Here is a 24,138-nt window from a genome sequence, read left to right as displayed (position 1 = left end):
GCTATCGTGACCGCATGACCGACCGCGTGCTCGCTCCCGAACCGCCCGCCGACGGTGCGAAGCCGAAGGGACCGGCCTCGTACTTCCCGAGCATCGGGAAGACCTACGGCCGTCCCGTCCAGGACTGGCTCGAACTCGCCGACGAGCGTCTGCGCTCCGAGCCGCACATGCAGGTCGTCACCTGGCTGAAGACCGAGCACGGCCTGGGCCATGGCCACGCCAACGCGATCGTCGCCTACGTCCGGGCCGCCCGCGCCTGACCGGCCCGCCCGTCGTCCGCACAGGCTAGGCCCGCCGGCCTCCCCGGACCACCCGTCGTCGGCGCCCGCGCCGTGCGGGGATAATCGGGGCATGCGCGAAGACGACGATGTCGATCTGGTGATCGACGCGTGGGCCGGGGCCCTGCCCGACCTCGATCTCGCGCCTCTGGACGTCGTCTCCCGCCTCCGCCGCCTCAGTCCGCGCGTGCAGGAGGTGCGGCGGCAGTCCTTCGCCGTCAGCGATCTCGCCCCGTGGGAGTTCGAGCTCCTCTCGCTGCTGCGGCAGCACGGGGAGGGCGGGATGACGCCCTCGGCCCTGGCCACGAACCTCGCGCTGTCCAGCGGCAACCTCGCCAGCCGCGTCGACCGCCTCGGGGCTCGCGGGCTCGTGGTCCGCGAGCAGAACGCCGCCGACTCGCGCAGCAAGATCGTCTCGCTCACCCCGCGGGGCATGAAGCGGGTCGACGAGGCTATGCGGAATCTCGTCGCCGCCGAGGGCGAGGTGCTCGCCGACCTGGACGCCGCGCAGGTGTCGGTCCTCATCGAGTGCCTGCGGCGGATCAGCGACACCCTCGACCGACTGCAGTGAGGCGCTACGCCCGACGAGCCTGAGAGGTCAAGCCCGTTCGGAGAGACGGGCACCGGACGTAGCGTGAAGCGTGCACGGTCGAGGCGTCAGCCACCCGTGCGGATGATCGCGAAAGCGGAGAGCACCATGACACAGATTTCTTCTATCCAACCCGCGCGATGGAGCCGGAACGGAGTCAGGATCGTCGTCGTTCCCGGGGCGGAGCTGCCCCGGTTCCGGCTCGAGATCGACGCCCGACTGACCACCGCGCCCTCCCTCGTCCCCACCGGACCCTTCTCGACCGTCGAGGAGGCCGAGCGGGCCGCCGAGGTCGCCGCCGGCCTGCTGGGGGCGAAGATCCCGGCCTGAGCGCACACCCGTCGGAACGGTTCGGATCAGCCCGCGAGCTCCGCGAGCGATCCGGTCGGGACCGCGATCCACCCCTCGGCCTCCGCCGCCTCCTGCAGTTCGGGAGGCACCGGCAGGGTCGCGTTCAGTGCGTGGGCGCGGGCGTTGAGAGCGGCGACGACGGCGTCGAACGCGTCGTCGGAGCGGCTCATCAGCGCGAGCGCGGGCGCCGGCACATCGAGCCAGGGCGCGGCCCGTCGCAGCGACTCCACGGCGAGCGCCACGGCCTCCGGTCGCGTCTTGTACCCCGTGGTGTCCACTCCCCAGAGCCGCAGCGCCGCCGCCGGGTACGCCTCGACGAGCCGTCCGCGCCCGGAGCGGTCGACGTCCTCTCCGCTCGCGGCGAAGGCGTCGAGCAGCTCCGCGCAGCGCATCGCGGTCATCCCGAGCCGGTCGGTCGAGACGCTGAGCGGCCACCGACCCGTGACCTCGCGCGCCACCCGGTCCGTCTCGCGGTACGCGAGGCGGCGGCGCCAGTCGCGTCCCGCGAGCGTCCGCGGCGAGACCTCCCGTCGCGTGTGCGCGGAGACGAACGCCGCGAACTCCACCGGCCAGCCGAACGCGCAGTCGATCCCGATGACCGCCGCGTCCCGTGACGCCTCGACGATCGTCGCGTCCTCGGCGCCGAGTACGAGCGAGCGGACGACGGCCCGGCCGCCGGAGAACTCGAGGGCGGCGAGAGCGGTGCGCACCGGCTCCGCAGCGAGGTCGACACCGATCGTGAGCACGGGGACAGGGTAGGCGCTCCGGCGCTACGCTCGAGCGATGACGCCGCCCGCTCCCTCCTCCCGGGCGGAGTCGGCCCGCGTGCCGGTCGCGCTCCTCCGCCTCCTCGTGGCCGCCGCCGTTCTGGTGGCCGTGATCGCGACGGCCGTCGACACCGCCTCTCGGACGCCGCTGAACCCGTTCAACTTCTTCGGCTTCTTCACCATCCAGAGCAACATCGTGCTGGCCGTCGTGCTCGGAGCCACCGCCGTGCTCGCGCTCCGCCCCAGCCCCGCGCCCAGCGGGCTCCTACTGGTGCGGGGTGCCTTCACCGGGTACATCATCGTCGTCGGCCTCGTGTACAACACCCTCCTCACCGATGTGGCGGGCGGAGTGGCGCTGCCGTGGGCCAACACCGTCATGCACGTGCTGTTCCCCGTCTACGGACTGCTCGACTGGCTGCTGCTCGCGGATCGCCCTCCGCTGCCGTGGCGCAGGCTCTGGCTGGTCGTGGTCTACCCGATCGTCTGGCTCGTCGTGGTGCTGATCCGCGGAGCGACGGACGGCTGGGTGCCCTATCCGTTCCTGGATCCCGCGACCGGGTACGGGCAGGTGTCGGTGTTCGTCGTCGGGATCGCGGTCGCGTTCCTCGCGTCGGGGGCGCTGGTCTGGGCGATGAGCCGGCTGCGGATCGTGCCGGTGGCGGGAGGCTGAGAGGACGCTCGCCTTCCAGACGGTTCCGCCCGCCGGACGACCGGATCCGCTGCCGTCGCGCACATCCGGCCCGTTCTGGGGTCACCCGTTCGGGGTCATCCGGGGCGCCGCTCCCCTAGCGTCAGCACCGACGGCTTCCCCACCGTCCTCCCCCTCGAGAACGGTCCCCCATGAGCCTCTCCCTCTCCCGCCCGCCGACCCCGAGCCGCCGCGTCCGCGCCCTCGCCGTCGGAGCCGCGCTCGCCCTCGCCGCCGCGCTGCTCCCGGCGCAGGCCGCCGCCGCCGCCACTCCCGCCACCCTCTCGGTGCTGAGCCTCGGCGACTCCATCACCCAGGCCTACGGGACCTGCGGCTCCTTCGCGGACTGCCCCCGCAACAACTGGTCCACCGGCACCAGCTCCTCGGTGAACTCCTTCGCCTCGCGCCTGCGGACCGCGCGCCCCGGCACCACGGTCACGACCGCGAACTTCGCCACCACCGGCGACGTCGTCGCGCAGGTCCCCTCGCGGATCGACGCCGCGGTCGCCGCCGGCGTGCGGCCGGACGTCGTCACCCTGCTCATCGGCGGCAACGACCTCTGCTCTCCCGACAACCGCGTCGCCTCCGACGGCTACACGATGACGCCGGCGAGCACGTTCCGCACCGGAGCCTCCGCCGCGATCACGAAGATCCGCACCACGTGGCCCTCCGCCCGCATCGTCCTCTCGTCGATGCCGAACGTGGCCTCCGAGTGGTCGGTCGTGAAGACCGGAGTCGGCGCGCTCGTCTGGGCGGGCGGCGACCTCTGCCGGACCACGCGCGGCGTCAGCTCCACCGGCCGCAGGCTCAGCAGCACCGCCGCGGCCGCCTCCGCCGCTGCCGCGAAGACGCGGACGACGCAGTACAACACCGCGCTGCAGACGGCGTGCAGCGCCGCCGGTCAGCTCTGCGACTGGGACGGCGGAGCGCTCACCGCGACCCCCGTCACCAAGGGCCTGATCGGGACCACTGACTACTTCCACCCGAGCGTCGCGGGTCAGGCGAAGATCGCCTCGATCCAGTGGGCGGCGTCGAACTTCTCGAAGTAGCGGCCTCCGAAGCGGCCGCTCACGCGTCGAGCGGCCGCTCACCCTCGCGGCGGCGACGCTGCTCCTCGGCGAGCCGCGCGTAGTGCGCCTCCTCGCGCTCGAGGTCGGCGAGCTGCTCCTCGGTGCTCTTCGGAGCGGGCCGCACCACCACCGTCGGCGGCGCCTGCTTCCGGCGGCGGGGCACTCGGCCGCCCGGCACGAAGGATCCGCCGTCGCCGCGCTTCCAGTCGTGCCCGAGCAGGAACCACAGCGAGACGCCGATGAGCGGGAGGAAGAAGATCAGCAGGATCCACACGATCTTGGGCAGGTTCTTGATGACGTTGTCCGGCTGCCGCACGACGTCGACCAGCGCGAGCACGGTCAGGACGATGATCACCAGCGAGAAGACGAACCCCATGCAGTCGAGGGTACGACGCCGCCGCGCGAGCAGAGTGCTACTCGGAGAGTCGCATCACGACTCCGGCGTCGAACACTCCGCGGTCCGCTCCTTTCCTCTCGCGCACCGCTTCGACCTCGCTCCAGGCCACTCCGAGCTCCGACGCGAGCGCATGCAGGACTTCCGCGACGTCCGCCAGCTCTTCGACGGACGGGGCAGCCAGGACCTCGTCGCATTCCTCCTTCAGCTTCGCCAGGAGCCAGGCCCGCCGCTCGCCGGCATCGACGGATCTGAAGCGCGCGTCGACACCGAGACCCCGGAGCAGTGCCGGTACACCGTCTCGGACGAGCTTCTCCCTCGTCATGTCAGCAGCCGGACGAGCTCTGATGCTGACGCGACGGACCCGCCCGCGTCGACGTCGGGGGCCCGGAGAGCGTCGACTGCACCACGGACATCGCTCCACGGAGGACGGTCTCCGGTCACATCGACGGCCGGGCCCCATCGAGTACCCTCCGCTGAAAGTGGACCGAGCACCTTCCCCCACCCCGACAACTCCACCCGATACCCGTTCGAACGCCTCTCCGGATTGTGACCTGGAAAAATGACGGCTGGCACCCCTGATGCCACGCACGTCGTCGCCATTCCATGTCCTCCGTGATGCACGACGGCAGCCAGCTCCGGAAACACTTCTTCGAGATCCCAGAGAGCCGCGATGTGGATGGCGTCCGGGACATGTCGATACGAATCCGCTGACGCCTGGTCTCCGGTCGCCACATAGATTTCTCCTTCCCAGTTCTCGAAAGCGTGCAGGAACTCCGAGTCGATTCCTCCTACCGTCCGATAGAACAGCAACCCGGATCCATGCAGACCCGCTTTGACCGGTCCGAGAACGCCAGTATTGCGATCAGCCCGCGTTCGAACAGTTCTCGAACATCTCGATCGACCAGGGGAAGCCCTCGCCGCCCAAGAGCCTCGTTGACCGCCATGAGCGGTCCGGTCCAGATCTCGGACACTCCCTCGCCCTGATAGCGGTAGCCGACGAGCTGATTGTCTTGGCATAGCGTGACGATCGGGATGGAGAGCGAAGCGCAAGCTACGATCATCGACAATCGGTTATCGTTGATCACCCGGTCCGGCCTGAACCGCTGGAGCACAGCGACGTCAGCAACGACTGCTTTATCGAACACGCCAGGATCTCCCCATTCTGCCCACGGGTCGATGTCTGCGACACCTTCGCGGTAATAGGCTGTCGTGAAGATTCCCGCCTTCGAGACCAATCGATCGTGCACCGCATTCTGCCGACCGAGTAGAACACAGTCCCAACCCGCGGAGTGAAAAGCCCGACCTATGGCTACCAGGCGCGTGACGTGGCCGTTCCCCCTTCCCCACGAGACATGCAGTACAACGGGGCGCTTCATCGCCCTCGCAAACCGAAAATTCTCAACGAGCGCGACGACAGTCGAATGCGATGCAGCGGCGACCAGGCCCACCTCTTCTCCCGCGAGAGCGAGTTCCCAGTCGGCGAGATCTGGAGTTGCGTTCGCCCGCGCGATCACCGTACGCAGGTGATGCGGAGGAAGAGAGCGCGTCAATGGCGCGACGACCTTTTCGTGCGCATTGCCGATGACAACGTAGCCATCGACATCGCTACCAAGGGCTAGGACGTCTCACCATGATGAGATCTCGATCTCTTGCGCTATTCCTGCATAGCCCCGCAGGTCTAGGGCGCCGGGAATCATGTGGACGTGCATGTGATGACAGAGGCGCTCTCCAGGACGACTTCGAAGACAGTGACCGGTACGCCCGTGCTCGAACAGAACGTAGTCCCCGAACTCTGCACATACGCGCTTACCGAGGTCGGCCTCCAATGCGTCGAGCCGCTCTGCCGCCTGCGCATCCATGTCTGCGGCCGATGGATAGTGCTCGGTTGTGTAGATGAGGAGGTGACCCTGCCGAAGGGGAGCTGGATCAGAACAGACCGCGAGTCCGTCTTCCTCCCACACTCGACGCGGATTCGACCTGCAGAAGACGCATTCGGGGTCCCAGGTGACCGACATTCTTCATCATTTCCTTTCGCTCGAACTCGATGAGATGGACTGGACTGCGGCAAGTGCTAGATCGACCTCATTTGTCGTAGTTCTCGGCCCGAAACTCACCCGGACAGTCCCGCCATCGCCTGTGCCGAGAGTCTCGTGGGCCAGAGGAGAGCAATGCAGTCCGGCGCGAACGAGAATGTCGAAGCGTTCTTCGAGGAGCGAAGCAGCAACACTCGGGGTCACACGGTTCATCCGGAACGACACCACTCCGACAGGTTCTTCGGCGCTGGGCGATTCGATGAGGGTGACCGCGCCACCACCACTGAGACCAGTAACGAATCGTTCTCGCAAATCGGTTGCTCGACGCCGCCTTCTGGCGATCTCGGCCCCGTCCAACAGCCTCAGAGCCGCGCCTAACCCGGCGATTCCGATCCCATTCTGTGTTCCCGCCTCTTGCGACCAGGGCAGCCAGCAGGGATGATCCCGACTTTCAGAACGTCCACCCGATCCGCCGGTGACGAAAGGCGACAACCGGACACCTTCTCCGACAACAGCGCCACCAACACCCAAAGGTCCCCCCAAACCCTTGTGCCCAGCGAACACCAGCACGTCCGCAAGACCCGCGTCGACATCAAGGTACCCAAGCGCCTGCGCCCCATCCACGGCGATGAAAACACCGGCCTCTCTGCAGATTTCAGAGATTTCACGGATCGGAAGCACTGAACCGGAGACGTTGGAGGCCCAGGTGACAATGACCCCGGCGACTCCGCCGGCAAGCAGTTGCTCCTGCAGTCGATCGAGATCGAACGGTCCGCTGGTCGAGGGCGGAATGATCTCATGCCTGACCGAACCCTCCTGCGCCGCTGCATGAAGTGGCCGAACCACTGAATTGTGTTCGAAAGCGGACGTCAGGACGCGGCCCCCGATCGAGCCCAGGTGGTGCACAACCGCATTGAGAGACATCGTTGCATTCAGCGAGAAGGTCACCCGCTCCGGATCGATGCATTTGACCAGATCTGCTAGCGACTCACGAGCTGCCCAGACTTGGCCCTCAGCCCAAGCGGATAGCCGGTGCCCCGACCTGCCTGGGCTTGTTCCACGTTCAGCATAGGATTTCATGGCGTCCACTACATGATGCTCCTTGGGAAAAGACGTGGCCGCAGAATCGAGATAAATCACTCCGCACCTCTTCGTGTGGGTCTTCGTCGGTTCGATGTGATGATGAACATATATCCCACAGCCATCCACGCCGACGACTGGCACGAAATGACACTCGCCGCGCCTGGCTCTGTGAGAGCTGGACAGCGGGCGAGCCTTGGCGCCACGTCTGCGCGTGCGCTTGGTGTTCACGACCCGAGGGGTGCCACGCGCGCCACACTCTGGTCGCCGAAGGGCACAGCCTGCTACGGTCTCGCACATCGAATTGCGAAGTCACAAGCGAACTGACGTGAAGCGATCACTCCTTTACCGCGACATCGCGGAGTGCAGTCCGCAACGTACAATGAGGGCCGGCTCTGCGATGCCTCCAGGTACGCGAGAAAGGATGAAGGCATGTCAGGACCGTTGATCTTCCCGCAGAAAGCAGACGGTGTTTCTCCGGAGGTTTCAGTCGTCGTTCCGACCTATGACCGCCCTGACGAGTTGAGAAGAACTCTGACGACATTAGCGCAACAAGAGGCGTCGTTCACCTATGAGGTCATCGTCGCAGACGACGGCTCTTCGAGCGATACCGTTGCGGTCGTCAAGGCCTTCGAACACGCGATTGACATCTCATACACTCGCCAACGAGACGACGGGTTCCGCCTGAGCGCGGTAAGGAATCTCGGCGCGCGAGCATCTCGGGGCAGAACACTGATCTTCCTCGATTGCGGCACTCTCGCGGGCGAGCACCTGATTCAGTCCCATGCGGCGAACGTGGAAGTCGGTAAACGCAGTACAGCAGGGCCGACCTACGGCTGGGACTTCTCTGGCGAAGATGCCCATGCATTCCGTTCTCTTGTCAGCGGCCCGGACTGACGCACAAGACACATGGAGATGGCTACGCGGCCCGGCTACGCTGATTACAGATCGGACAAGTGGTTGGATGTCGATGTCCGGCGGGTTCCGCTGGCGGTCCCCTGGCGTTTCTACTGGGGACGGAACATTGCAGTGGCGCGATCGGATTTCTTCTCCGCGGGCGGTTTCGACGAGCGCTTCTCAACTTATGGAGTCGAAGATGTGGAGTTCGGCTACAGGCTATGCCGGATGGGCCTTTCTCTTCACTGGATAGAGGACGCGTGGGGCGTAGAACTGCCGAGCATCTCCGAAAATACAGCCGAACAAGCAAGAAGCAATCGAGCTAACCTGGAACAGTGGGCCGATCGATGTGTCGATATGGAAATCGAGTTCTTCATCTGCAACAGGCCCCTGGCGCAATTGGAGCAGCCCGAGTGGGAGCGCGTCGCGAGGTGGGCTCGAGATTCAACGAACAGCCGAGCTGACCTGCAGATCCTTCGTCAGCATCCGAACGACACATCGATGCTTTTCGTCGGACTGATGTCTGAAGTAGCTCATTCACGGTCCGTCGTCGCGCTCGGGCCGGGTTTTCCCATTGCGTCCGAACATCCGAGCGGCTGGTCGACTGCACGGCGACCGGTCAATCTCAACGCGATCGGGATCCGATGCGGTTTCGCCGAACGCGAATTCGACATGGTGTACCTGAGCGATGCGATGGCGCCCCTGGCTGCAGTGTGGGGTGAGCATCTTCTGGCCACGGCCCGGAGGTGCGGGAAGGACCTGTTGCTGGGGCGCGGTCTCGCCGCGACATTTCAATCAGCGGGGATAGGGTCGGACGGCTTTTAGGTGAGAGATATTCAGTGGCGCGCATCAGTTTCGGATCGCAACGACCCGGGCGACATCGAGGATCCACCTTCCTCCGCCCGCGCCAACTAGACCGGTCAGCGACTAAGGAGGAACCACTGTCTGGCGCTCGCGTCCCACAATCCGTCGCCCTGACCCTGCTGAGCAACGCGACCATCGGAGGCCTCACGAGCGTAGCCGTTCCCGTCTCCCTCGACTCGGCCGGTCACTCAAAGGGCGAGATCGCCGTGTTCTTTCTCGTCAACGCGGCCGCCGCCATCGTCTACAACACCCTGCTCGTCCCTACAGTTCGCCATCACGGGTACCCGCGCAGCGCATTGGTCCTGACCTGCGCAGCCGTCCCGGTCGCCCTCCTTGCACTCCGCGCGACCGCAGGTACATTCGTGCTCGTCATGCTGAGCGGCTTTCTCCTGCTCCTCGTCAGCACGATCGTCCCGCAGATCTTCGGCCGCGTCGCCGCGCAGCTGAGTGACGACGAACAGGTCGCCGCGGTCACGCGTCTTCGGCTGATGACGGTCGGCGGATACATCCTCGGCCTCGTCATCTACTCGGCCGTGTCCGCGCTCGGGCTCGATCCTCTCTTGATCGCCTCCGTGTTCGGCGGCATCACGATGATCGGTGCGACCTGCAGACCATTCGCTGGACGCGCGTTCCCGCGCGAGCACGATGGCGGAGAAGTCGGAACGCCTCGAGCGAGAAGCGGAGCGTTCTTCACTGCGCTTGTCCTCGTGGCGCTTCTCAAGTCGGCCGACACCCTTCGGGGGATCTATCTGCCGCTGTTCGCTGTCTCGTCCGGGCTCCGCCCTGCCGAGGTGCCTCCTTTGTTCCTGATATCGGCTCTACTGGAGTTGGCCGCGCTGCCTCTGCTCGGTCGGCTCAGCGCGGCCCGCGGCAGCGCCGTCACCCTCGTCGTGATCGCCCTCTTCGGGGTCGGATCGTTCTCGCTCCTGCTCCTCGCGACCACCTATCCGGTGCTGCTGCTGGCCCAGGTGCTCTACGCCGTAGTGGGCGTCGGCTTTCAGAGCACCGGCCTGGTCCTGCTCGGTCGAACGAGCAGGGGCGGAGTCGGCGCGGGCGCCAGCGCATACACGGCCGTGACGCAGGTCGGGACCGTCCTCGGAGCAGTGCTGCCGCTGATGGTCGAGGGCTACTCGTCCGGGATCTTCGTCATCGCGACCGTCCTGGTGGCGCTGGCCGGGATGCTGGCCGTCGCGCTGCGGGCGGTCGGCGGACGCTGGTGACGGCATCCGATCGCGCCAGCACACCGGCGACTCTTGCGCACCGGATGCTGACTTTCTCGCGAAGCGCTGAATCAGACCGATGCACGCGTCTCAGCCGTAGTTGCGCACCCCCGCCCGGCCCTTCCGCGCTCATGACACCATCGGATGATGACCGAGACGCCGCCCGCCCCCGCCTCGACACCGGTGAAGAAGCGCCTCACGGCCGCCCGTCTCGCCCTGATCGCCGGCCTCGTCCTCGCCGTCGCCGGCCTGGCCGCGCTCGCACTCGTGCCTCTGCAGTACGCGAACATCGACCGTCAGGGCTTCGACTACGTCTGCAGCGTCAGCCTCGGCGGTGTCCCGCCCGAAGCGGGAGAGCTCGTCCGCGGCTTCTGGTCGTGGTGGCCGCTCGGCGCAGCCTGTGAATGGAAGCTCCTCAACGGCACGACGGTCGTCGACCTCCCCGACTGGTCGACGACCGCCGTCGCGATCGTGGGCGCCGTCCTGCTCGTCGTCGGAGCGGCGCTCGCGATCGCGTCGCCGTTCCTCCGCCGCCGGAGCGCTCCGGCCGGGACCGCCTAGCGGTCGAAGAGGTTCCCGAGGTCGCCGAGACCCGGCAGCTGGAAGTCCGAGCCGAACTCGGACACCTGCTCCCCCAGCCCGGACACGTGCTCGCCCGCGCCGGAGACGAACTCGCCCGCGCCGCCCGTGATGTCGCCGAAGTCACCCAGGTCCCCGAATCCGCCGGCCAGGTTCTCGAAGTCCACGCCGAGACCGGACGCCTGCGCGAGCAGAGGACCGGCGACGCTGCTGATCACGGCACCGCCTGCGACCGCCGCGAGCAGTCCGCCCGCCGCGCCGAGCCCGATGCCCGCCGCCGCTCCGACGCCCGCGCCCGCGAGCGTACCGCGCGTCCCCGGCTTCGAGAACATCTTCTTGAGGAATCCCGGGTTGTTCGCCTCTCCCCGCGTCGCCGCACGCGCCAGGTCGTCGGGGGCGGAGGACCGCGGCTGCTCGTTCGCGGGCAGCTCGTCGCGGAGCCGGGCCTCGACCTGGGTGCGCTGCGCCGGCGTCAGCTTCGCGAACGCGTCGCGGTGGACCTGCTCGAGCTGCTCCGGGTCGGCGGTGCGGAGGAGGTAGTCGTAGCGCGCGATCGCCGCGCGGTCCTCCTGCGTGACCACAGGCTGCTGCCCGGGCCGGGCGCCCTGGGGTCGCGCGGAGGGGCGCTGCGGCGAGCCGTACTGCTGGGGCGGCTGAGCCTGCCCGCTCCGCGAGTCGCCCGTCACCTTGTCGGCAGCGGAGCGCACGAGGTCGCGCCAATCGGTCGTCCCGCTCGAGGACGACCCCGAGCCGCTCTTCGAATCGAGCGCCTTCGACGCCATGCCGAGAACGCGCTTGAACATGCTCACAGAGAACCTTCCGTCGAGTACCAGCCTCGATCATGTCGAGTCAGCCTGAACGAAGGCCCGCGGGACGCCCTCAGAAGGCCGTGAGCGGTCGGCCGAAGGCCGTCCGGAGTCGTTCCCGGAGGGCGTCGTCGCAGACGTATACGTACGTGCCGAGCATCCCGCGGGTCAGCAGCACCGCGTAGATGTTGACGATGTACTGCAGGAGCTCGTCGTCGGTGTAATCGCGGCCCATCCGTCCCGGGTTGTTCTCCTTGCCCTTCTTGTCGTGGTAGTCCGAGCGGGAGACCCTCAGCCGGCCCTTCTCGCTGTCCCACCTCAGGTCCGGGCCGATGACAACGCCCGCGTAGTTCAGGTCGTACCCCTGCACGGTGTGGATCGAGCCCATCTCATCGGCGGAGCCGGGCGACGCGATCCAGTCGACCTGCGTGCTGTTCCAGCGGAGCCGCTCTCCCTGGATCTCGATGTCGGCGGCTGACGGGTCCTTCCGCGACGTCCAGCGCCAGGCGTAGCCGGCGACCAGCCGCGCCAGACCGGTCTCCTCCTCCCGCTGCCGCAGGTCGCGCCGCAGGGCTCCGAAGTCGTCGTAGAAGCGGAGGTCGTACTCCCCGAGGTCCGGTCGCAGGGGGAGGTCTGCTGCCGTCGGATCGAGGACGGCGCGCACCCAGCCGACGTAGTCCGTTCCGGCGCGCACCCGCATCTGCGAGGTCAGACGGTGCAGGCGGCCGTCCTCCTGAGCGGATCGGATCAACGCGTCGATCGCGGGCCGCGGAAGGTCTGCCGGTCGGACCGACTGCGCCGCGTCGAGAAGGAGGATCTGGTGATCGCTCTTCGCGCGGATCCAGTCGAGCTGAGTCCGGGCGTGATCGTCGGAGCCGAATAGCGCAGTGGTGATGTCCGTGAACTTCTTGTTGAGGGAGCCCGACGGCTGGTTGGCCCGCTGATTGAGGCGGTGCGACTCGTCGACGACGAGCAGGTCCCAGCGTCCCGGGTCCTCACCGACCTGGAAGGGAGTGAGCACCATCTTCTCGTCGAGCCCTGTGGTCTTGGCGAAGACCTTCTTGATCGAGGAGCGCAGAGACTGCTGCGGCACGACGATCCCAATGCGCAGCCCGCGCAGCAGTTCGCGGGTGTCGGCGAAGAAGAAGTCCGAGAAGACGGAGTCGCCCTCGACGAGGTCGTCCAGCCGGTCCTCGCCGGGAGCCTCCTCGGCTCTGTCGATCCTCTCCGCGAACAGCCGGACGTCCGCGAGGAGCTTGAGGAGGTAGACAGCGACGATCGTCTTGCCCGTCCCCGGCTCCCCCTGAACGATCGACGTGGACTGTGTCTGCTTCCCGAGGTCCTCGACGAGCGCGTCGACGATTCCGACGACCGCCGCCGCCTGCTCGGAGGTGAGCGTCTTGAAGGGCGACAGTTTGAAGAGGTCGCTGTTCTCGATCTCAGCGATGCTCCGCGTGAACAGGCCTTCCAGGCGCAGCTGCTCGAAGATCTCGGCGAAGCGGTCCTGGTAGGCCGCCCGGTCGTAGTAGTCGGAGTCGACGATCCCCTCGTTGCGATTGAGGACGGCGAATCGACCTTCCGCGAAGAGCAGCTTGATCAGGAAGGATTCGAGATCGAGGCAGACCGACTTGTTGAACCTCGGATCGACGATCACGCGCGCCGTCTGGAGATCGACCTTGTCGACCGAGCCCAGGTGCTGCCGCAGCCGGCTCGCGGCGCTCCTCGTCTCTCCGACGTAGACCCGCGGGAGCCGCCTCGCGCGGCGCTTGCTCTCGTCCAGGACGTAGACGACCGGCCAGTTCGAGCGGCGGTCGTCCGTCATCGCCCAGGCCTTGACGGACGGCCCGTCGAAGACGATCCGCTCGATGTCAGAGGGCGTCATACCGGGCGCTGCTTCCCCGAGCCCTGTCCACCGGGTACTTCTCGCGCGTCCGCATGAGCTTCGACCGCACCAGGTCCTCGGGGTCGGCGCCGATCCTGTCGGCGAGCAGCAGGCAATAGGTGAGGACGTCCGCCAGCTCGGATCGGACGGCATCCCGGTCGGCGTCGTGGCCCCACTGGAAGCATTCGAGCAGTTCCCCCGCCTCGATGGCGATGCTCTTCGCCAGATTCTCCTCCGAGTGGAACTGCGCCCACTCCCGCTCGGCGACGAACGCGGCGAGCTCGTCGCGCAACTCACGTGTGGTCATGGAGCGACGCTAGCGCAGGCCCTGCTTCCCGACACGGGCGGCAGCATCGAAGGTAACGGACGGGCGCCGGCCTACACCGAGTGACCAACGTTGACCTTCCAAACATAGAAGTGCTGCAGGGAGGAAGTCGACCCTGAAATACCACGCGGAGGAGGACTGGGCGCGCGGCAGCCAAACTTCCGCAGCCATGGCGAGGCTTCTCGGCGAGAAGGAACGGGATCGAGCGCATCGCTCTTCAGCGCCTGACGAAACCCTGACTCTCGACACCGCGCCGAGCCAGTTCGTAGACTACGCGCACTACGAGATGGGGGCGTTATGGCGAACGACAGAGACCATGACCATGCTGTCGGCCAGGACGGACTGATCGAGTACTCGCGCAGGACGTCCGGCGCTCGCTACGACAGTGGGCGAACAGTTCCTCGGGGGAGCGGCCCAGCTTCGCAGCAGCGATACACCGATCATGCCGGACGACCAACGACTGTCAATGAGTACCCTTCGACGGGGCGCGCTGACGTGATTGTTGGCACAGATCAGCCGCTCTACTGGATCGTTCAAGACGCCCAGAACCTTTCGACGTCAACCGACTGGAAATCTACCGGTGAGCAGTACAAACAACTTCTCACAAAGTGGCAAGGGGCGGCTAAGGCCGCCCCGAGCGCAGCCAACAAGCTATGGCCGAAATTCGACGCTGCCCGCAAGTCATTTTTTGACGCGCGCGAGCAGCATTTCGATAATCTGAAGAAGAATCAGTTCGTCGCCGCGGCAGAAAAACAGCGGATCATCAATCGCGCCGAGTCGCTCACTAATTCTAGTGATCTACGGGCGGCCAGCGAAGAGATGAAGAAGCTCCTCGATGAGTGGAAGCAGGCTGGTCGCTGCGAACGTGCCGAAGAGGATCGCCTTTGGGCCCGCTTTGACCGCGCCCGCAAACAGCTCAACGAACGACGCTCACGAGAATTCGAAAAGCGGAAGGCGGAGTGGACAGCAAACAAGGCCGAAAAAGAACGTATAGTATCGCAGGCCGAAGGACTTGCTGGATCGAACGACTTGAAATCCGCTTCCGAGAAAATGCGCACACTTGGCGATCAGTGGAAGAAAGTTGGTCAATGCGATAAGGCGGATAACGAAAAACTGTGGCAGCGCTTCAACGCCGCTCGAACTCGGCTTAACGATCGCAAGCACCGGCAGTTTGAAGAGCGCAAGCGCGAATGGGAGCGCAACCGCGCAGCTAAGGAGCAGATTGTCGCCCGAGCAGAATCGCTGTCATCTGCGACCGATCTGACTGCCGCCGGAAACGAGATGCGTACTCTCACCGATCGGTGGAAACAAGTCGGGCAATGCGATAAGGCTGACAACGAACAACTGTGGGCGCGCCTCAACGCAGCCAAGACGAAGCTACACGAGCGCAAGCAACAGGACTTCGAGAACCGTAAAGCTGAACGACGTCGCAAAGCCTATGAGTATGTCAGCCGTCTAGAAGCCCAACTCAGCAACGTTGAGATGGCGCTCTACCGGGCACAAGATTCGTACTCGCGCGCCCTGTCAGCGCGCTCGCCCTCGATGCAGAATCCCAACTGGATGTCAATCGTAAACAGCCAGCAACGGCGCCAGTCCGATGCTCGCGACCGGATTGCCTCGATACAGAACCGGCGATCAGAGATTATCTCGAAGCTAATGTCCGCACGTTCTCAGGCTGCGTCGCTCTGAGTTTGTGATAGAGAGGCTGTCCGACTTTCACTTTCTGCATCAGCAATAATCGATGGACTAGAGATTCGCCTGAGTTCCCATTGCGCCGCAAAAAAGGCCATCTCTGCTTTAGAGCACCGATCAGAGTAGTGAGCGGCGAGAAAATATTCGTACGGCTCGTGCGAACCGGTCGCCTGACGCAACGTCAGCACGCCCTCATGCGCCATCGCGAGGGACAAAGGACTCCCCCAGAGAGTTTTAGCTTCGAACACAGATAGATCCTCGCCGCGCACATCAAGGTAGTCAAAGACAGCTGCAGCTAAAACGACTTCAATCCAAATACTTCGCGCATCATCTCGACATAGCCGACAGTTAAATCCAGCATCGAATAGTGCGGCCATCGCATCAGACAGAACGTCGACTGGCTCACCGTCTAGAATAGTCGTTACGCCTTGCAGCCCAAGGCAGAGGCGAAGCAAACTCACCTTGTCATAGATAGAAAGACTGGGTACTTTATTCGATTCCACAAATGCAACCACGTCTCCCTCGTTGCGCGCTTGCGCCAAGCCTTCACCGTAGCTGGCAAGGTGGCGGGCTAGTAGCATTTAAAATGCTTTTCGGATTAAACATCGATGCGGATTTGAATTCATGCAACTATTCTGAGCCAGGACGTTGCCGATGTCGAGCATGCGATCCGGCTCGCCCTCGATGTGACCGCGGAGTGTGCCAGCGCTTACGGTTGGGCTCCCGACCACGTGAAGAGGCTCTTCAATCAGGTCTTCCTCGCGCGTGTTCTCGTTCACGCGGACGAGACCATCACCGTCGAGTTGAACGAGCCGTTCGTCACGATCGTCTCAACCGCCGTTCAGCTCGCAGCACACGAAAAAAGCACCACTCGAAAGAATGGTGCTCGGAACCCCACCAGCTTCCTGGAGGCCGAGATCGGCGCCAATCCGGCGTACTTCTCTGGCAAGGGTTTTAGTAACGACACTGTGGTGCCCCTGGAGGGACTCGAACCCCCAACCTGCTCCTTAGGACGGAGTCGCTCTTCCATTGAGCTACAGAGGCTGGCCGAGCCAGTGTACCCGCCGTGCCCCGCCCCCCGCGAAGCGACGACAGGGCCTCACCACAACGCCAGCGAAGCACGCCGCGGGCCTCGTCGCGCCGACCGAGCGGCACCCGCCTCTTGACACAGCCTCGCGGAGGCTCCATGGTTAGTTACAGCACCAACTAACCACTCAACCCAGCACCGAAGGAGCCCGCGTGGACGACTCCCGCCCGCTCTTCCTGCAGATCGCCGAGCAGATCGAGAACGACATCATCGACGGCGCGCTGCCGGAGGAGTCGCAGGTCCCGTCGACCAACGAGTTCGCCGCGTTCCACCGCATCAATCCGGCCACCGCCGGCAAGGGCGTGAACCTGCTCGTCGACGACGGGGTGCTCTACAAGAAGAGGGGGATCGGCATGTTCGTCGCCGAGGGGGCGCGCGACCGGCTGGTCGAGAAGCGCCGCACGCAGTTCCGCGACCAGTTCGTCGCTCCGCTGCTCGCCGAGGCCGCCAAGCTCGGCCTCAGCACCGAGCAGCTCGCCGACATGATCACAGAAGGGGGATCGCGATGAGCGCGGTCATCGAGGTCCACGACCTCACCAAGCACTACGGACGCATGCGCGCCGTCGACGGCATCGGCTTCGCGCTGGAGGAGAACCGCATCCACGGCCTCCTCGGCCGCAATGGCGCGGGCAAGACGACGCTGATGTCGCTGCTCACCGGCCAGGAGTTCGCCAGCTCGGGCGAGATCCGCGTCTTCGGGCAGTCGCCGGTGGAGAACGCCGCCGTCCTCTCCCGCACCTGCTTCATCAAGGAGAGCCAGAAGTACCCGGACGACTTCAAGGTGAAGCACGTCCTGCGCAGCGCTCCCTGGTTCTTCGACGGCTGGGACGAGGCGTTCGCCCGCGAGCTCGTCGAGGACTTCCGCCTCCCGGTCGACCGCAAGATCAAGAAGCTCTCCCGCGGACAGCTCTCGGCGATCGGAGTGATCGTCGGTCTCGCCTCCCGCGCCCCGCTCACGTTCTTCGACGAGCCGTACCTGGGGCTGGACGCCGTCGCCCGGCAGCTGTTCTACGACCGCCTCCTCCAGGACTTCGCCGAGCACCCGCGCACGGTCGTCCTCTCCACCCACCTCATCGACGAGGTCAGCAGCCTGCTCGAGCACGTCCTCGTCATCGACCAGGGCCGCCTCGTCGTCGACAGTGACGCGGAGGAGCTGCGGGGTGCTGCGGCAACGGTCATCGGACCCCGGCAGGCCGTCGAGTCGTTCACCGCCGGCCGCGAGGTCATCGCCCGCTCCGCTCTCGGCAGCCGCGCCTCTGCCACGCTCCCCCGCCTCGACGACGCCGGCCGCGCCTCCGCCGCCCGCCACGGGCTCGAGCTCGAGTCCGTCCCCCTCCAGCAGCTCGTCGTCCAGCTCACCACCGGGAAGGCCTCGGAATGACCGCCCTCACCGGCGCCCACACGCGCCACGACACCGCCGTCGGCCGCCTCGGCAGCATCGTCCGCCTGCACTTCGCGAACCCCGCCACGATCCTCTACACGCCGCTGATCATCACGGCCGTCATCCTGGCGGGCAACCTGGTCGTCTGGTGGCTGATCCTCCGCGGGCTCGACTCCGGCGAGCGCCTCGAGGCGCAGGAGGGGATGACCTACTCCGGCGCGTCCTTCTTCCTCTTCGTCTACATGATGGTCGTGGCCGTCCAGTCGGTGAACGTCACCTTCGGCCTCGCCCTCGGCTACGGTGCCACCCGCCGCGACTTCTCCCTCGGCACGGCCCTCACCTTCGTCGCCCTCTCGGTCTTCTACACCGGCGTCTTCGTGGTCCTCGGGATCGTGGAGCGCGCGACCGACGGCTGGGGCTTCGGCGGCAGCTTCTTCCGCTCGATCTACTTCGGCGGGGACTCCGTGGGCGAGCAGGCCGTCGCGGTGCTCTGCGCCCTGCTCTTCTTCTTCTTCATCGGAGCGGCGACGGCGGCGGTCTACGTGCGCTGGCGCCAGCGCGGGATGCTGCTCTTCTTCGGGATCCTCGGCGCCCTCCTGCTGGCCGTGATCACCCTCCTCACCCTCACCGAGAACTGGCCCGCCGTCGGCTCCTTCTTCGGCAGCGTCGGATACGCGGGCGGCTACGCCCTCTCGCTCATCCCGACCGCGATCGCTGGAGTCGCGGGCTGGGCGATCCTCCGCCGCGCCACCCCGCGCAGCAGCTGAAACCACCGCCCCCGATCCGAGAGGACCGACCATGACCGCCCCCGCCCGCCGCTCCGCCTCCCCGCGGAGGATCCTCTCCGTTCTGAGGCTCCACCTCGCCCACCCCGGGACGGTCCTCGGCTGGCCGCTGCTCGTCCTGCTCGCCGTCCTCGCCGGCAACCTCGTGATCTGGTGGCTCGTCCTCCGCGGGATCGGGGCCGAGCGGGGCGGCGGCGACTCGGGCATCCTCCTCGTGGGGCCGGGGATGCTGATCGTCGTCTTCCTCTTCATCGGCTCCATCCAGGCCACGACCGCCACCTTCGGACTGGCGCTGAGCTACGGAGCGACCCGACGCGACCACGTCCTCGGCAGCGCCCTCGCCTTCGCGGCACTGTCCGTGCTCTGGTCCGCGATCGTCGTGGCCCTCGGGGCGATCGAGGAGGCGACCGGGGGCTGGTGGCTGGGCGGCGCGCTCTTCCTCGCCTCTCCCCTCGACGGCCCGTGGCTCGAGCGCTTCGTCGTCCTGCTCTGCTCGCTCCTTGCCGCCTTCGCCCTCGGCGGAGCAGCGGGCGCGGTCTTCCTCCGCTGGCGGGAGCGCGGAGTGACGGCCTTCCTCCTCGTCCTCGGAGCGGCGGCACTCGCGGTGGTCGTCGTCGTCACTCTCGCCGGCGGCCGGCCGGTCGTGGTGGACGTCCTCGAGAGCGCGGGCACCGCCGGAGCCGCCGCTCTGCTCCTCGTCCCCGCCGCGCTGCTGACGGTGGTGGGCTCGCTGGTCCTCCGCCGGGCGACGCCGCGCGGCTGACCCCCTCCGGAGCCGGGCCTGCAAGGCCCTTCCGCCCCGGGCGTCCGGATGCCAGCGTGGGCACATGGCCGACTCCCCCGCTCCGTCCCTCCTGCCCGTCCCCGAGCACAGCTGGATCGCGCGACCCGCCGACGCCGAGCTGACCCAGGACACTCTCGACACGGTCGACGCCTGGTGGCGCGCCGCGAACTACCTCGCGGTCGGGCAGATCTACCTGCTCGCGAACCCGCTCCTGAAGACCCCGCTGAGCCGCGAGGACATCAAGCCCCGCCTGCTCGGCCACTGGGGCACCACCCCCGGCCTCAACCTGATCTACGCGCACCTGAACCGCGCGATCCGCGAGCGCCGCCAGCCGACCCTCTACATCACCGGTCCCGGCCACGGCGGACCGGGCATGGTCGCCAACGCCTACCTCGACGGCACCTACAGCGAGATCTACTCGCACATCGACGAGTCGGAGGAGGGGCTGCGCCGCCTCTTCCGCCAGTTCAGCTTCCCCGGGGGCATCCCCAGCCACGCCGCCCCCGAGACCCCGGGCAGCATCCACGAGGGCGGAGAGCTCGGCTACGCGCTGAGCCACGCGTACGGAGCGGCTTTCGACAACCCGGACCTCCTGGTCGCGGCGGTCGTCGGCGACGGCGAGGCCGAGACCGGCCCGCTCGCCACCAGCTGGCACTCCAACAAGTTCGTGAACCCGCTCACCGACGGCGTCGTCCTGCCGATCCTGCACCTCAACGGCTGGAAGATCGCGAACCCGACCGTCCTCGCCCGCATCCCGCAGGAGGAGCTCGACAGCCTCCTCCGGGGCTACGGCCACGAGCCGTTCCTCGTCGAGGGCGGCTTCGACGGCGAGGACCCGATGCGCGTGCACGAGCGGTTCGCCGACGTCCTGGACACGGTGCTCGACCGCATCGCGGCGATCAAGGAGCGCGCCGCCGCCGGCGACCTCTCACGCCCGGCCTGGCCGATGATCGTGCTGAAGACCCCGAAGGGCTGGACCTGTCCGACCGAGATCGACGGCGTCCAGGTGGAGGGCACCTACCGCTCGCACCAGGTTCCGCTGCCCAACGCCCGCGACACCGAGGCGCACACCCGGCTCCTCGAGGACTGGCTCCGCTCCTACCGGCCCGAGGAGCTCTTCACCGAGGAGGGCGGCGTGGTCGACCGCGTCCGCTCGCTGGCCCCCGAGGGCGAGCTGCGGATGAGCGCGACCCCGCACGCGAACGGCGGGCTGCTGCGGCAGACTCTCGACCTGCCCGACTTCCGCCGCTACGAGGTCGTCGTGGAGCAGCCGGGTGGCACCGTCGCGGAGGCGACCAAGGTGCTCGGCGAATGGCTCGCCGACGTCATCCGCGCCAACCCGACCAACTTCCGCCTCTTCGGGCCGGACGAGGTCGCGAGCAACCGGCTGCAGTCCGTCTACGCCGCCACCGACAAGCAGTGGGACGCCGAGCTCAGCCCCCTCGACGACCACCTGGCTCGCGCCGGGCGGGTCATGGAGGTGCTCTCGGAGCACCAGTGCCAGGGGTGGCTGGAGGGCTACCTGCTCACCGGCCGCCACGGGCTCTTCACCTGCTACGAGGCGTTCATCCACATCATCGACTCGATGTTCAACCAGCACGCGAAGTGGCTGGACGGCACCCGCGACATCGAGTGGCGCCGCCCGATCGCGAGCCTCAACTACCTGCTCTCGAGCCACGTCTGGCGCCAGGACCACAACGGCTTCAGCCACCAGGACCCGGGCTTCATCGACCACGTCGTCAATAAGAAGCCCGAGGTCGTGCGCGTCTACCTGCCCTTCGACGCGAACACGCTCCTCTCGACCTACGACCACTGCCTCCGGAGCGTGGACTACGTCAACGTGGTCGTCGCCGGCAAGCAGCCCTCGCCCCAGTGGCTCACGATGGCGGAGGCGGTCGCGCACTGCACGCGGGGCCTCGGCATCCTGGAGTGGGCGAGCAGCGAGCGGCAGGGCGAGTCCCCGGACGTCGTGCTCGCCTGCGCGGGCGACGTGCCGACCCTCGAGACCCTCGCGGCGGTGAGCATCCTCCGCGAGACGCTGCCGGACCTTGCGATCCGCACGGTCAACGTGGTCGATCTGATGCGTCTGATGTCGGAGTCGGAGCACCCGCACGGCCTCTCCGACCGCGAGTTCGATGCGGTCTTCACCCCCGACCGCCCGATCGTGTTCGCGTACCACGGCTATCCGTGGCTGATCCACCGCCTGACCTACAAGCGGACCGGCCACGGCAACCTGCACGTGCGCGGGTACAAGGAGAACGGCACCACCACCACTCCCTTCGACATGGTGATGCTCAACGACCTCGACCGTTACTCGCTGGTGATCGACGTCATCGACCGGACCCCCGGCCTCGGCGCCCGCGCCGCCGGTCTCCGCCAGGAGATGCAGGACGCCCGCATCCGCGCCCGCGCCTACACCCGCGAGCACGGCGAGGACATCCCCGAGGTCGCGAACTGGACCTGGGCCGGCGAGCGCCCCGGCAACGCCAGCGCCAACACCGGCAACGACAACGAGTAACGCTGGGCCGCACCCGACGCCCCTCTCCTGACGGGTCGCGGTCGTGTCGCTGGCAAGGCGGAGGAGGAAGCGATACCGGCGGTATCGCGCCCGACGACAACGCCGCCAGCGGCGCGACCGCGGCCCGTCAGGCGGCGGGAGCCAGGTAGTCGTCCCAGTCGGGCTGCGTCCGCTCCGCGCCGCGCACGAGCCAGGAGCCGGCGCGCGGCATCCGGGGGACGGTGCGCAGACGCCATCCCATCTCGTGCGGGGTGCGGTCGCTCTTGACGTTGTTGCAGCGCTGGCAGCAGGCGACGAGGTTCTCCCACGTGTCCCGGCCCCCGCGCGACTTGGGCTGGATGTGGTCGATCGTCGCCGCGTGCTGACCGCAGTAGCCGCAGCGGTGGTTGTCCCGGCGGAGCACGCCCCGGCGCGATACCGGCACACTCCGGCCGCTCGGGATGCGCACGTACCGGGTCAGCACGATCACCGAGGGCCGCACGTGGTCGCCGTGCGCGCTGTGCACCGGATTGCCCTCGTCCGCGGCGATCACGGTCGCCTTCTCCGTCATCAGCAGGACCAGGGCCCGCTTGAACGACACCACCGCGAGCGGCTCGTAGCCGGCGTTGAGAACCAGAGTGCGCATCAGTGACCTCCGTGCTGTCGCACGCCGTCACGCGAAAGCGCCGCGACCACGAGCAAGGGCGCCGTCGTGATGACGGCGCCCTGCGAGGCCGCGGCGGAGTGCCGCGCGATGACGTGGAGTCGTATCCGCGTGTCGGAGGAGTGCACCGCCGCGGTGAGGACCCGCGCGCGTATCGAATCGGCCGGCCGCACGCGCGAGCGCAGGCCCACGCTGTGGCGCCCGCTCCGCTCGGCCATCCCGGCACTCCGTCCCTCGACGAATCGATCCGCTCGCCACGCGAGCGGACTGGGGTTCAGGTTAACCCTTCACGCCCGGAACACCAGGGGTCGGTCCGGATTCGTCACGCGGCGTTCACACGGCGGGACGACGAGAGCCCGCCCCCTCCAGGAGGGGACGGGCTCTCGAGCGGATCGACCGGGTCAGCCGTTGATGCGCACGATCCGGTAGTCGGAGGTCCACAGCGGCTGCACGCGGACGCTCGCGCCCTCGTACGGCGCGTGCAGGATGTTGCCGTTGCCCGCGTAGAAGCCGTCGTGGCCGTCCATGATGACGAGGTCGCCGGGCTGCGCGTCGGCGAGCGAGACGGGGGTGCCCATGGCGCCCTGGCCCGCAGCCGAGTGCGGCATCGAGATGCCGTACTGGGCGAAGACGTACATCACGAAGCCGGAGCAGTCGAAGCCGCTCGGGTCGGCTCCACCGAAGACGTAGGGCACGCCCTGGTACTGCATCGCCGTATCGAACACCGCCGAGAGGCTGTAGCTGGTGGTCGGGGCGGCGGCCGCGATCTCGCTGGCCGAGGCGCCGGAGTAGGAGTTGAACTCCTCGGCGGTCTCGGCGCGCGCCTCCGCGACGTCGCTCGTGTCGACGACGGGCTCGGCCACCACGACGGGCTCGGGCTCCGGTGCGGGCGGCGGGGGCGCCGCCTCGGCCGAGAAGCCGTCGCGGGCGATCGCGGCCTGCACCACTCCGCCGTCGACGGCGACGGTCTGCGCGGAGCCCTGGCGGAGGAGGTCGGCTCGCGATGCCGCGAACAGGCCGTCGTCCTGGCTGCCCGGAGTGAAGGCGTAGGCGGGGAGCGCCATGGTCGCGACCAGCGCGCCGGCGAAGCCGACCATCGCGACCTTGCCGACGACACGGCCCCGGCGCTTGCGCGGGGTCCCGGCCGGCGACGGCACGAAGTCGGTGATGTCCGCGCGGCGGGCAGGAGCTGAGGGAACGGCGCGACGGGAGACGGGTGCGTCCCCGTGGATCCGGGCGCGGATGACCGGGGGCCGGTTCTCGAAGGTCGCGTCGCCGGAGCGGTCGGGGTGGTTGGAGCGGAACCGGTCGGGTGAGCCGGCGTCCTCGTTCGGGGTGAGGGGGTTCTGGGGCAAGGGGGAGATCCTCCGACGTCCCCTCAGCCCAGGCAGCTGTCCCGTCTCATGCACGAAGCATCGGTGT

General features: G+C 67.2%; 28 protein-coding genes and 1 tRNA gene. 16 read left to right on the top strand and 13 right to left on the bottom strand.

Annotated elements, in window-relative coordinates; all coding sequences use genetic code 11:
* The first annotated feature begins 14 nt into the window (after positions 1–14).
* The 3 genes from C5C44_RS09570 (at position 15) to C5C44_RS09560 (ending at position 1,197) form a co-directional block, all read left to right on the top strand.
* The gene (locus tag C5C44_RS09570; RefSeq protein ID WP_104335754.1) at positions 15–260 is read left to right on the top strand and encodes a DUF4287 domain-containing protein; all 246 of its coding nucleotides are present in this window, start codon (positions 15–17) and stop codon (positions 258–260) included.
* A gap of 91 nt (positions 261–351) precedes the next feature.
* Positions 352–849, top strand: coding sequence for a MarR family winged helix-turn-helix transcriptional regulator (locus C5C44_RS09565; protein WP_104335753.1), 498 nt, complete (start codon positions 352–354; stop codon positions 847–849).
* 126 nt (positions 850–975) lie between these two features.
* Positions 976–1,197: a hypothetical protein gene (locus C5C44_RS09560; RefSeq protein WP_146076606.1), complete on the top strand. Its 222-nt coding sequence runs from the start codon at positions 976–978 to the stop codon at positions 1,195–1,197.
* A gap of 26 nt (positions 1,198–1,223) precedes the next feature.
* Here C5C44_RS09560 and C5C44_RS09555 read toward each other — a convergent pair whose 3' ends face one another.
* Positions 1,224–1,964 carry a DUF429 domain-containing protein gene (locus C5C44_RS09555; protein ID WP_104335752.1) on the bottom strand — a complete coding sequence of 247 codons (741 nt, stop codon included), beginning with the start codon at positions 1,962–1,964 and terminating at the stop codon, positions 1,224–1,226.
* 37 nt (positions 1,965–2,001) lie between these two features.
* Between C5C44_RS09555 and C5C44_RS09550 the strand changes: the two genes are divergently transcribed.
* Complete coding sequence (locus C5C44_RS09550; protein ID WP_104261112.1) at positions 2,002–2,655, top strand: Pr6Pr family membrane protein; 654 nt, start codon at positions 2,002–2,004, stop codon at positions 2,653–2,655.
* A gap of 170 nt (positions 2,656–2,825) precedes the next feature.
* A complete protein-coding gene (locus C5C44_RS09545; RefSeq protein ID WP_104327087.1) occupies positions 2,826–3,722 on the top strand; it encodes a GDSL-type esterase/lipase family protein in 897 nt (298 codons plus the stop codon).
* A gap of 19 nt (positions 3,723–3,741) precedes the next feature.
* On the opposite strand, the gene C5C44_RS09540 is transcribed toward C5C44_RS09545, so the two are convergent.
* From C5C44_RS09540 to C5C44_RS16720, 4 genes are read right to left on the bottom strand one after another with little or no spacing between them, the layout of a single operon-like run.
* Positions 3,742–4,119, bottom strand: coding sequence for a PLD nuclease N-terminal domain-containing protein (locus tag C5C44_RS09540; protein ID WP_104255426.1), 378 nt, complete (start codon positions 4,117–4,119; stop codon positions 3,742–3,744).
* 37 nt (positions 4,120–4,156) lie between these two features.
* Positions 4,157–4,462, bottom strand: a complete 306-nt coding sequence (locus C5C44_RS09535; RefSeq protein WP_104224621.1) for a nucleoside triphosphate pyrophosphohydrolase — start codon at positions 4,460–4,462, stop codon at positions 4,157–4,159.
* Positions 4,459–4,950, bottom strand: coding sequence for a glycosyltransferase (locus C5C44_RS17530; protein WP_374953970.1), 492 nt, complete (start codon positions 4,948–4,950; stop codon positions 4,459–4,461). The genes C5C44_RS09535 and C5C44_RS17530 overlap by 4 nt, the downstream gene beginning before the upstream one ends.
* Positions 4,929–5,387 carry a hypothetical protein gene (locus C5C44_RS16720; protein WP_146084331.1) on the bottom strand — a complete coding sequence of 153 codons (459 nt, stop codon included), beginning with the start codon at positions 5,385–5,387 and terminating at the stop codon, positions 4,929–4,931. The genes C5C44_RS17530 and C5C44_RS16720 overlap by 22 nt, the downstream gene beginning before the upstream one ends.
* Before the next feature lie 105 nt (positions 5,388–5,492).
* Between C5C44_RS16720 and C5C44_RS16715 the strand changes: the two genes are divergently transcribed.
* A complete protein-coding gene (locus tag C5C44_RS16715) occupies positions 5,493–5,759 on the top strand; it encodes a hypothetical protein (protein ID WP_181132786.1) in 267 nt (88 codons plus the stop codon).
* A gap of 402 nt (positions 5,760–6,161) precedes the next feature.
* Here C5C44_RS16715 and C5C44_RS09525 read toward each other — a convergent pair whose 3' ends face one another.
* Entirely contained in the window at positions 6,162–7,313 is a 1,152-nt protein-coding gene (locus C5C44_RS09525; RefSeq protein WP_181065646.1) for an aminotransferase class V-fold PLP-dependent enzyme, read from the bottom strand.
* Positions 7,314–7,685: 372 nt separating this feature from the next.
* Here C5C44_RS09525 and C5C44_RS09520 point away from each other — a divergent pair, with 372 nt between their 5' ends.
* The 4 genes from C5C44_RS09520 to C5C44_RS17025 all read left to right on the top strand — a co-directional run bounded on the left by C5C44_RS09520 (position 7,686) and on the right by C5C44_RS17025 (position 10,795).
* The gene (locus C5C44_RS09520) at positions 7,686–8,150 is read left to right on the top strand and encodes a glycosyltransferase (RefSeq protein WP_104335750.1); all 465 of its coding nucleotides are present in this window, start codon (positions 7,686–7,688) and stop codon (positions 8,148–8,150) included.
* A gap of 18 nt (positions 8,151–8,168) precedes the next feature.
* Complete coding sequence (locus tag C5C44_RS09515; RefSeq protein WP_181132783.1) at positions 8,169–8,975, top strand: galactosyltransferase-related protein; 807 nt, start codon at positions 8,169–8,171, stop codon at positions 8,973–8,975.
* Between the two features lie 14 nt (positions 8,976–8,989).
* Positions 8,990–10,234 carry a hypothetical protein gene (locus C5C44_RS09510; RefSeq protein ID WP_146085191.1) on the top strand — a complete coding sequence of 415 codons (1,245 nt, stop codon included), beginning with the start codon at positions 8,990–8,992 and terminating at the stop codon, positions 10,232–10,234.
* Between the two features lie 147 nt (positions 10,235–10,381).
* Positions 10,382–10,795, top strand: a complete 414-nt coding sequence (locus C5C44_RS17025) for a hypothetical protein (protein WP_104339898.1) — start codon at positions 10,382–10,384, stop codon at positions 10,793–10,795.
* Here the strand turns inward: C5C44_RS17025 and C5C44_RS09500 are convergent.
* The 3 genes from C5C44_RS09500 to C5C44_RS09490 all read right to left on the bottom strand — a co-directional run bounded on the left by C5C44_RS09500 (position 10,792) and on the right by C5C44_RS09490 (position 13,808).
* Positions 10,792–11,616, bottom strand: a complete 825-nt coding sequence (locus tag C5C44_RS09500) for a hypothetical protein (RefSeq protein ID WP_258066707.1) — start codon at positions 11,614–11,616, stop codon at positions 10,792–10,794. The genes C5C44_RS17025 and C5C44_RS09500 overlap by 4 nt on opposite strands.
* A gap of 76 nt (positions 11,617–11,692) precedes the next feature.
* Entirely contained in the window at positions 11,693–13,501 is a 1,809-nt protein-coding gene (locus C5C44_RS09495) for a DUF2075 domain-containing protein (protein WP_104246729.1), read from the bottom strand.
* Positions 13,488–13,808, bottom strand: coding sequence for a nucleotide pyrophosphohydrolase (locus C5C44_RS09490; protein ID WP_104246730.1), 321 nt, complete (start codon positions 13,806–13,808; stop codon positions 13,488–13,490). Before C5C44_RS09490 ends, C5C44_RS09495 begins: the two co-directional genes overlap by 14 nt.
* A 513-nt stretch (positions 13,809–14,321) precedes the next feature.
* Here C5C44_RS09490 and C5C44_RS09485 point away from each other — a divergent pair.
* Positions 14,322–15,515, top strand: coding sequence for a DUF349 domain-containing protein (locus C5C44_RS09485; protein ID WP_181027098.1), 1,194 nt, complete (start codon positions 14,322–14,324; stop codon positions 15,513–15,515).
* Here the strand turns inward: C5C44_RS09485 and C5C44_RS16705 are convergent.
* Positions 15,497–16,099: a hypothetical protein gene (locus C5C44_RS16705; protein WP_146084329.1), complete on the bottom strand. Its 603-nt coding sequence runs from the start codon at positions 16,097–16,099 to the stop codon at positions 15,497–15,499. The genes C5C44_RS09485 and C5C44_RS16705 overlap by 19 nt on opposite strands.
* Before the next feature lie 388 nt (positions 16,100–16,487).
* A tRNA-Arg gene (locus tag C5C44_RS09480) sits at positions 16,488–16,562 on the bottom strand.
* A 195-nt stretch (positions 16,563–16,757) separates the two neighbouring features.
* Here C5C44_RS09480 and C5C44_RS09475 point away from each other — a divergent pair.
* From C5C44_RS09475 to C5C44_RS09455, 5 genes are all read left to right on the top strand, one after another.
* Positions 16,758–17,114 (top strand): GntR family transcriptional regulator, encoded by a 357-nt coding sequence (locus tag C5C44_RS09475; protein ID WP_104224613.1) that lies wholly within the window; start codon positions 16,758–16,760, stop codon positions 17,112–17,114.
* Complete coding sequence (locus tag C5C44_RS09470; protein ID WP_104224612.1) at positions 17,111–17,986, top strand: ABC transporter ATP-binding protein; 876 nt, start codon at positions 17,111–17,113, stop codon at positions 17,984–17,986. Before C5C44_RS09475 ends, C5C44_RS09470 begins: the two co-directional genes overlap by 4 nt.
* Positions 17,983–18,753 (top strand): ABC transporter permease, encoded by a 771-nt coding sequence (locus tag C5C44_RS09465; RefSeq protein WP_104335747.1) that lies wholly within the window; start codon positions 17,983–17,985, stop codon positions 18,751–18,753. The genes C5C44_RS09470 and C5C44_RS09465 overlap by 4 nt, the downstream gene beginning before the upstream one ends.
* A 31-nt stretch (positions 18,754–18,784) precedes the next feature.
* The gene (locus tag C5C44_RS09460; RefSeq protein WP_104335746.1) at positions 18,785–19,534 is read left to right on the top strand and encodes a hypothetical protein; all 750 of its coding nucleotides are present in this window, start codon (positions 18,785–18,787) and stop codon (positions 19,532–19,534) included.
* Between the two features lie 64 nt (positions 19,535–19,598).
* On the top strand, positions 19,599–22,073 hold the full coding sequence (locus C5C44_RS09455) for a phosphoketolase (protein ID WP_104335745.1): 2,475 nt from the start codon (positions 19,599–19,601) through the stop codon (positions 22,071–22,073).
* Between the two features lie 127 nt (positions 22,074–22,200).
* Here C5C44_RS09455 and C5C44_RS09450 read toward each other — a convergent pair whose 3' ends face one another.
* A complete protein-coding gene (locus C5C44_RS09450) occupies positions 22,201–22,698 on the bottom strand; it encodes an HNH endonuclease (RefSeq protein WP_104224608.1) in 498 nt (165 codons plus the stop codon).
* 419 nt (positions 22,699–23,117) lie between these two features.
* Complete coding sequence (locus tag C5C44_RS09440; RefSeq protein ID WP_258066706.1) at positions 23,118–24,071, bottom strand: C40 family peptidase; 954 nt, start codon at positions 24,069–24,071, stop codon at positions 23,118–23,120.
* Positions 24,072–24,138 lie beyond the last annotated feature (67 nt).

The sequence above is a fragment of the Rathayibacter sp. AY1F6 genome (assembly GCF_002932035.1).
Taxonomy (GTDB): domain Bacteria; phylum Actinomycetota; class Actinomycetes; order Actinomycetales; family Microbacteriaceae; genus Rathayibacter.
The sequence above is the reverse complement of the archived record's forward strand: the minus strand, read 5'-3'. Positions and strand labels throughout refer to the sequence as shown.

Coding starts and splice junctions, on each gene's coding strand:
- C5C44_RS09570 (WP_104335754.1), top strand. CDS start 15: ATGACCGACCGCGTGCTCGCTCCCGAACCGCCCGCCGACGGTGCGAAG.
- C5C44_RS09565 (WP_104335753.1), top strand. CDS start 352: ATGCGCGAAGACGACGATGTCGATCTGGTGATCGACGCGTGGGCCGGG.
- C5C44_RS09560 (WP_146076606.1), top strand. CDS start 976: ATGACACAGATTTCTTCTATCCAACCCGCGCGATGGAGCCGGAACGGA.
- C5C44_RS09550 (WP_104261112.1), top strand. CDS start 2,002: ATGACGCCGCCCGCTCCCTCCTCCCGGGCGGAGTCGGCCCGCGTGCCG.
- C5C44_RS09545 (WP_104327087.1), top strand. CDS start 2,826: ATGAGCCTCTCCCTCTCCCGCCCGCCGACCCCGAGCCGCCGCGTCCGC.
- C5C44_RS09540 (WP_104255426.1), bottom strand. CDS start 4,119: ATGGGGTTCGTCTTCTCGCTGGTGATCATCGTCCTGACCGTGCTCGCG.
- C5C44_RS09535 (WP_104224621.1), bottom strand. CDS start 4,462: ATGACGAGGGAGAAGCTCGTCCGAGACGGTGTACCGGCACTGCTCCGG.
- C5C44_RS16715 (WP_181132786.1), top strand. CDS start 5,493: ATGCAGTACAACGGGGCGCTTCATCGCCCTCGCAAACCGAAAATTCTC.
- C5C44_RS09520 (WP_104335750.1), top strand. CDS start 7,686: ATGTCAGGACCGTTGATCTTCCCGCAGAAAGCAGACGGTGTTTCTCCG.
- C5C44_RS09515 (WP_181132783.1), top strand. CDS start 8,169: ATGGCTACGCGGCCCGGCTACGCTGATTACAGATCGGACAAGTGGTTG.
- C5C44_RS17025 (WP_104339898.1), top strand. CDS start 10,382: ATGACCGAGACGCCGCCCGCCCCCGCCTCGACACCGGTGAAGAAGCGC.
- C5C44_RS09500 (WP_258066707.1), bottom strand. CDS start 11,616: ATGTTCAAGCGCGTTCTCGGCATGGCGTCGAAGGCGCTCGATTCGAAG.
- C5C44_RS09495 (WP_104246729.1), bottom strand. CDS start 13,501: ATGACGCCCTCTGACATCGAGCGGATCGTCTTCGACGGGCCGTCCGTC.
- C5C44_RS09490 (WP_104246730.1), bottom strand. CDS start 13,808: ATGACCACACGTGAGTTGCGCGACGAGCTCGCCGCGTTCGTCGCCGAG.
- C5C44_RS16705 (WP_146084329.1), bottom strand. CDS start 16,099: ATGCTACTAGCCCGCCACCTTGCCAGCTACGGTGAAGGCTTGGCGCAA.
- C5C44_RS09470 (WP_104224612.1), top strand. CDS start 17,111: ATGAGCGCGGTCATCGAGGTCCACGACCTCACCAAGCACTACGGACGC.
- C5C44_RS09465 (WP_104335747.1), top strand. CDS start 17,983: ATGACCGCCCTCACCGGCGCCCACACGCGCCACGACACCGCCGTCGGC.
- C5C44_RS09460 (WP_104335746.1), top strand. CDS start 18,785: ATGACCGCCCCCGCCCGCCGCTCCGCCTCCCCGCGGAGGATCCTCTCC.
- C5C44_RS09455 (WP_104335745.1), top strand. CDS start 19,599: ATGGCCGACTCCCCCGCTCCGTCCCTCCTGCCCGTCCCCGAGCACAGC.
- C5C44_RS09450 (WP_104224608.1), bottom strand. CDS start 22,698: ATGCGCACTCTGGTTCTCAACGCCGGCTACGAGCCGCTCGCGGTGGTG.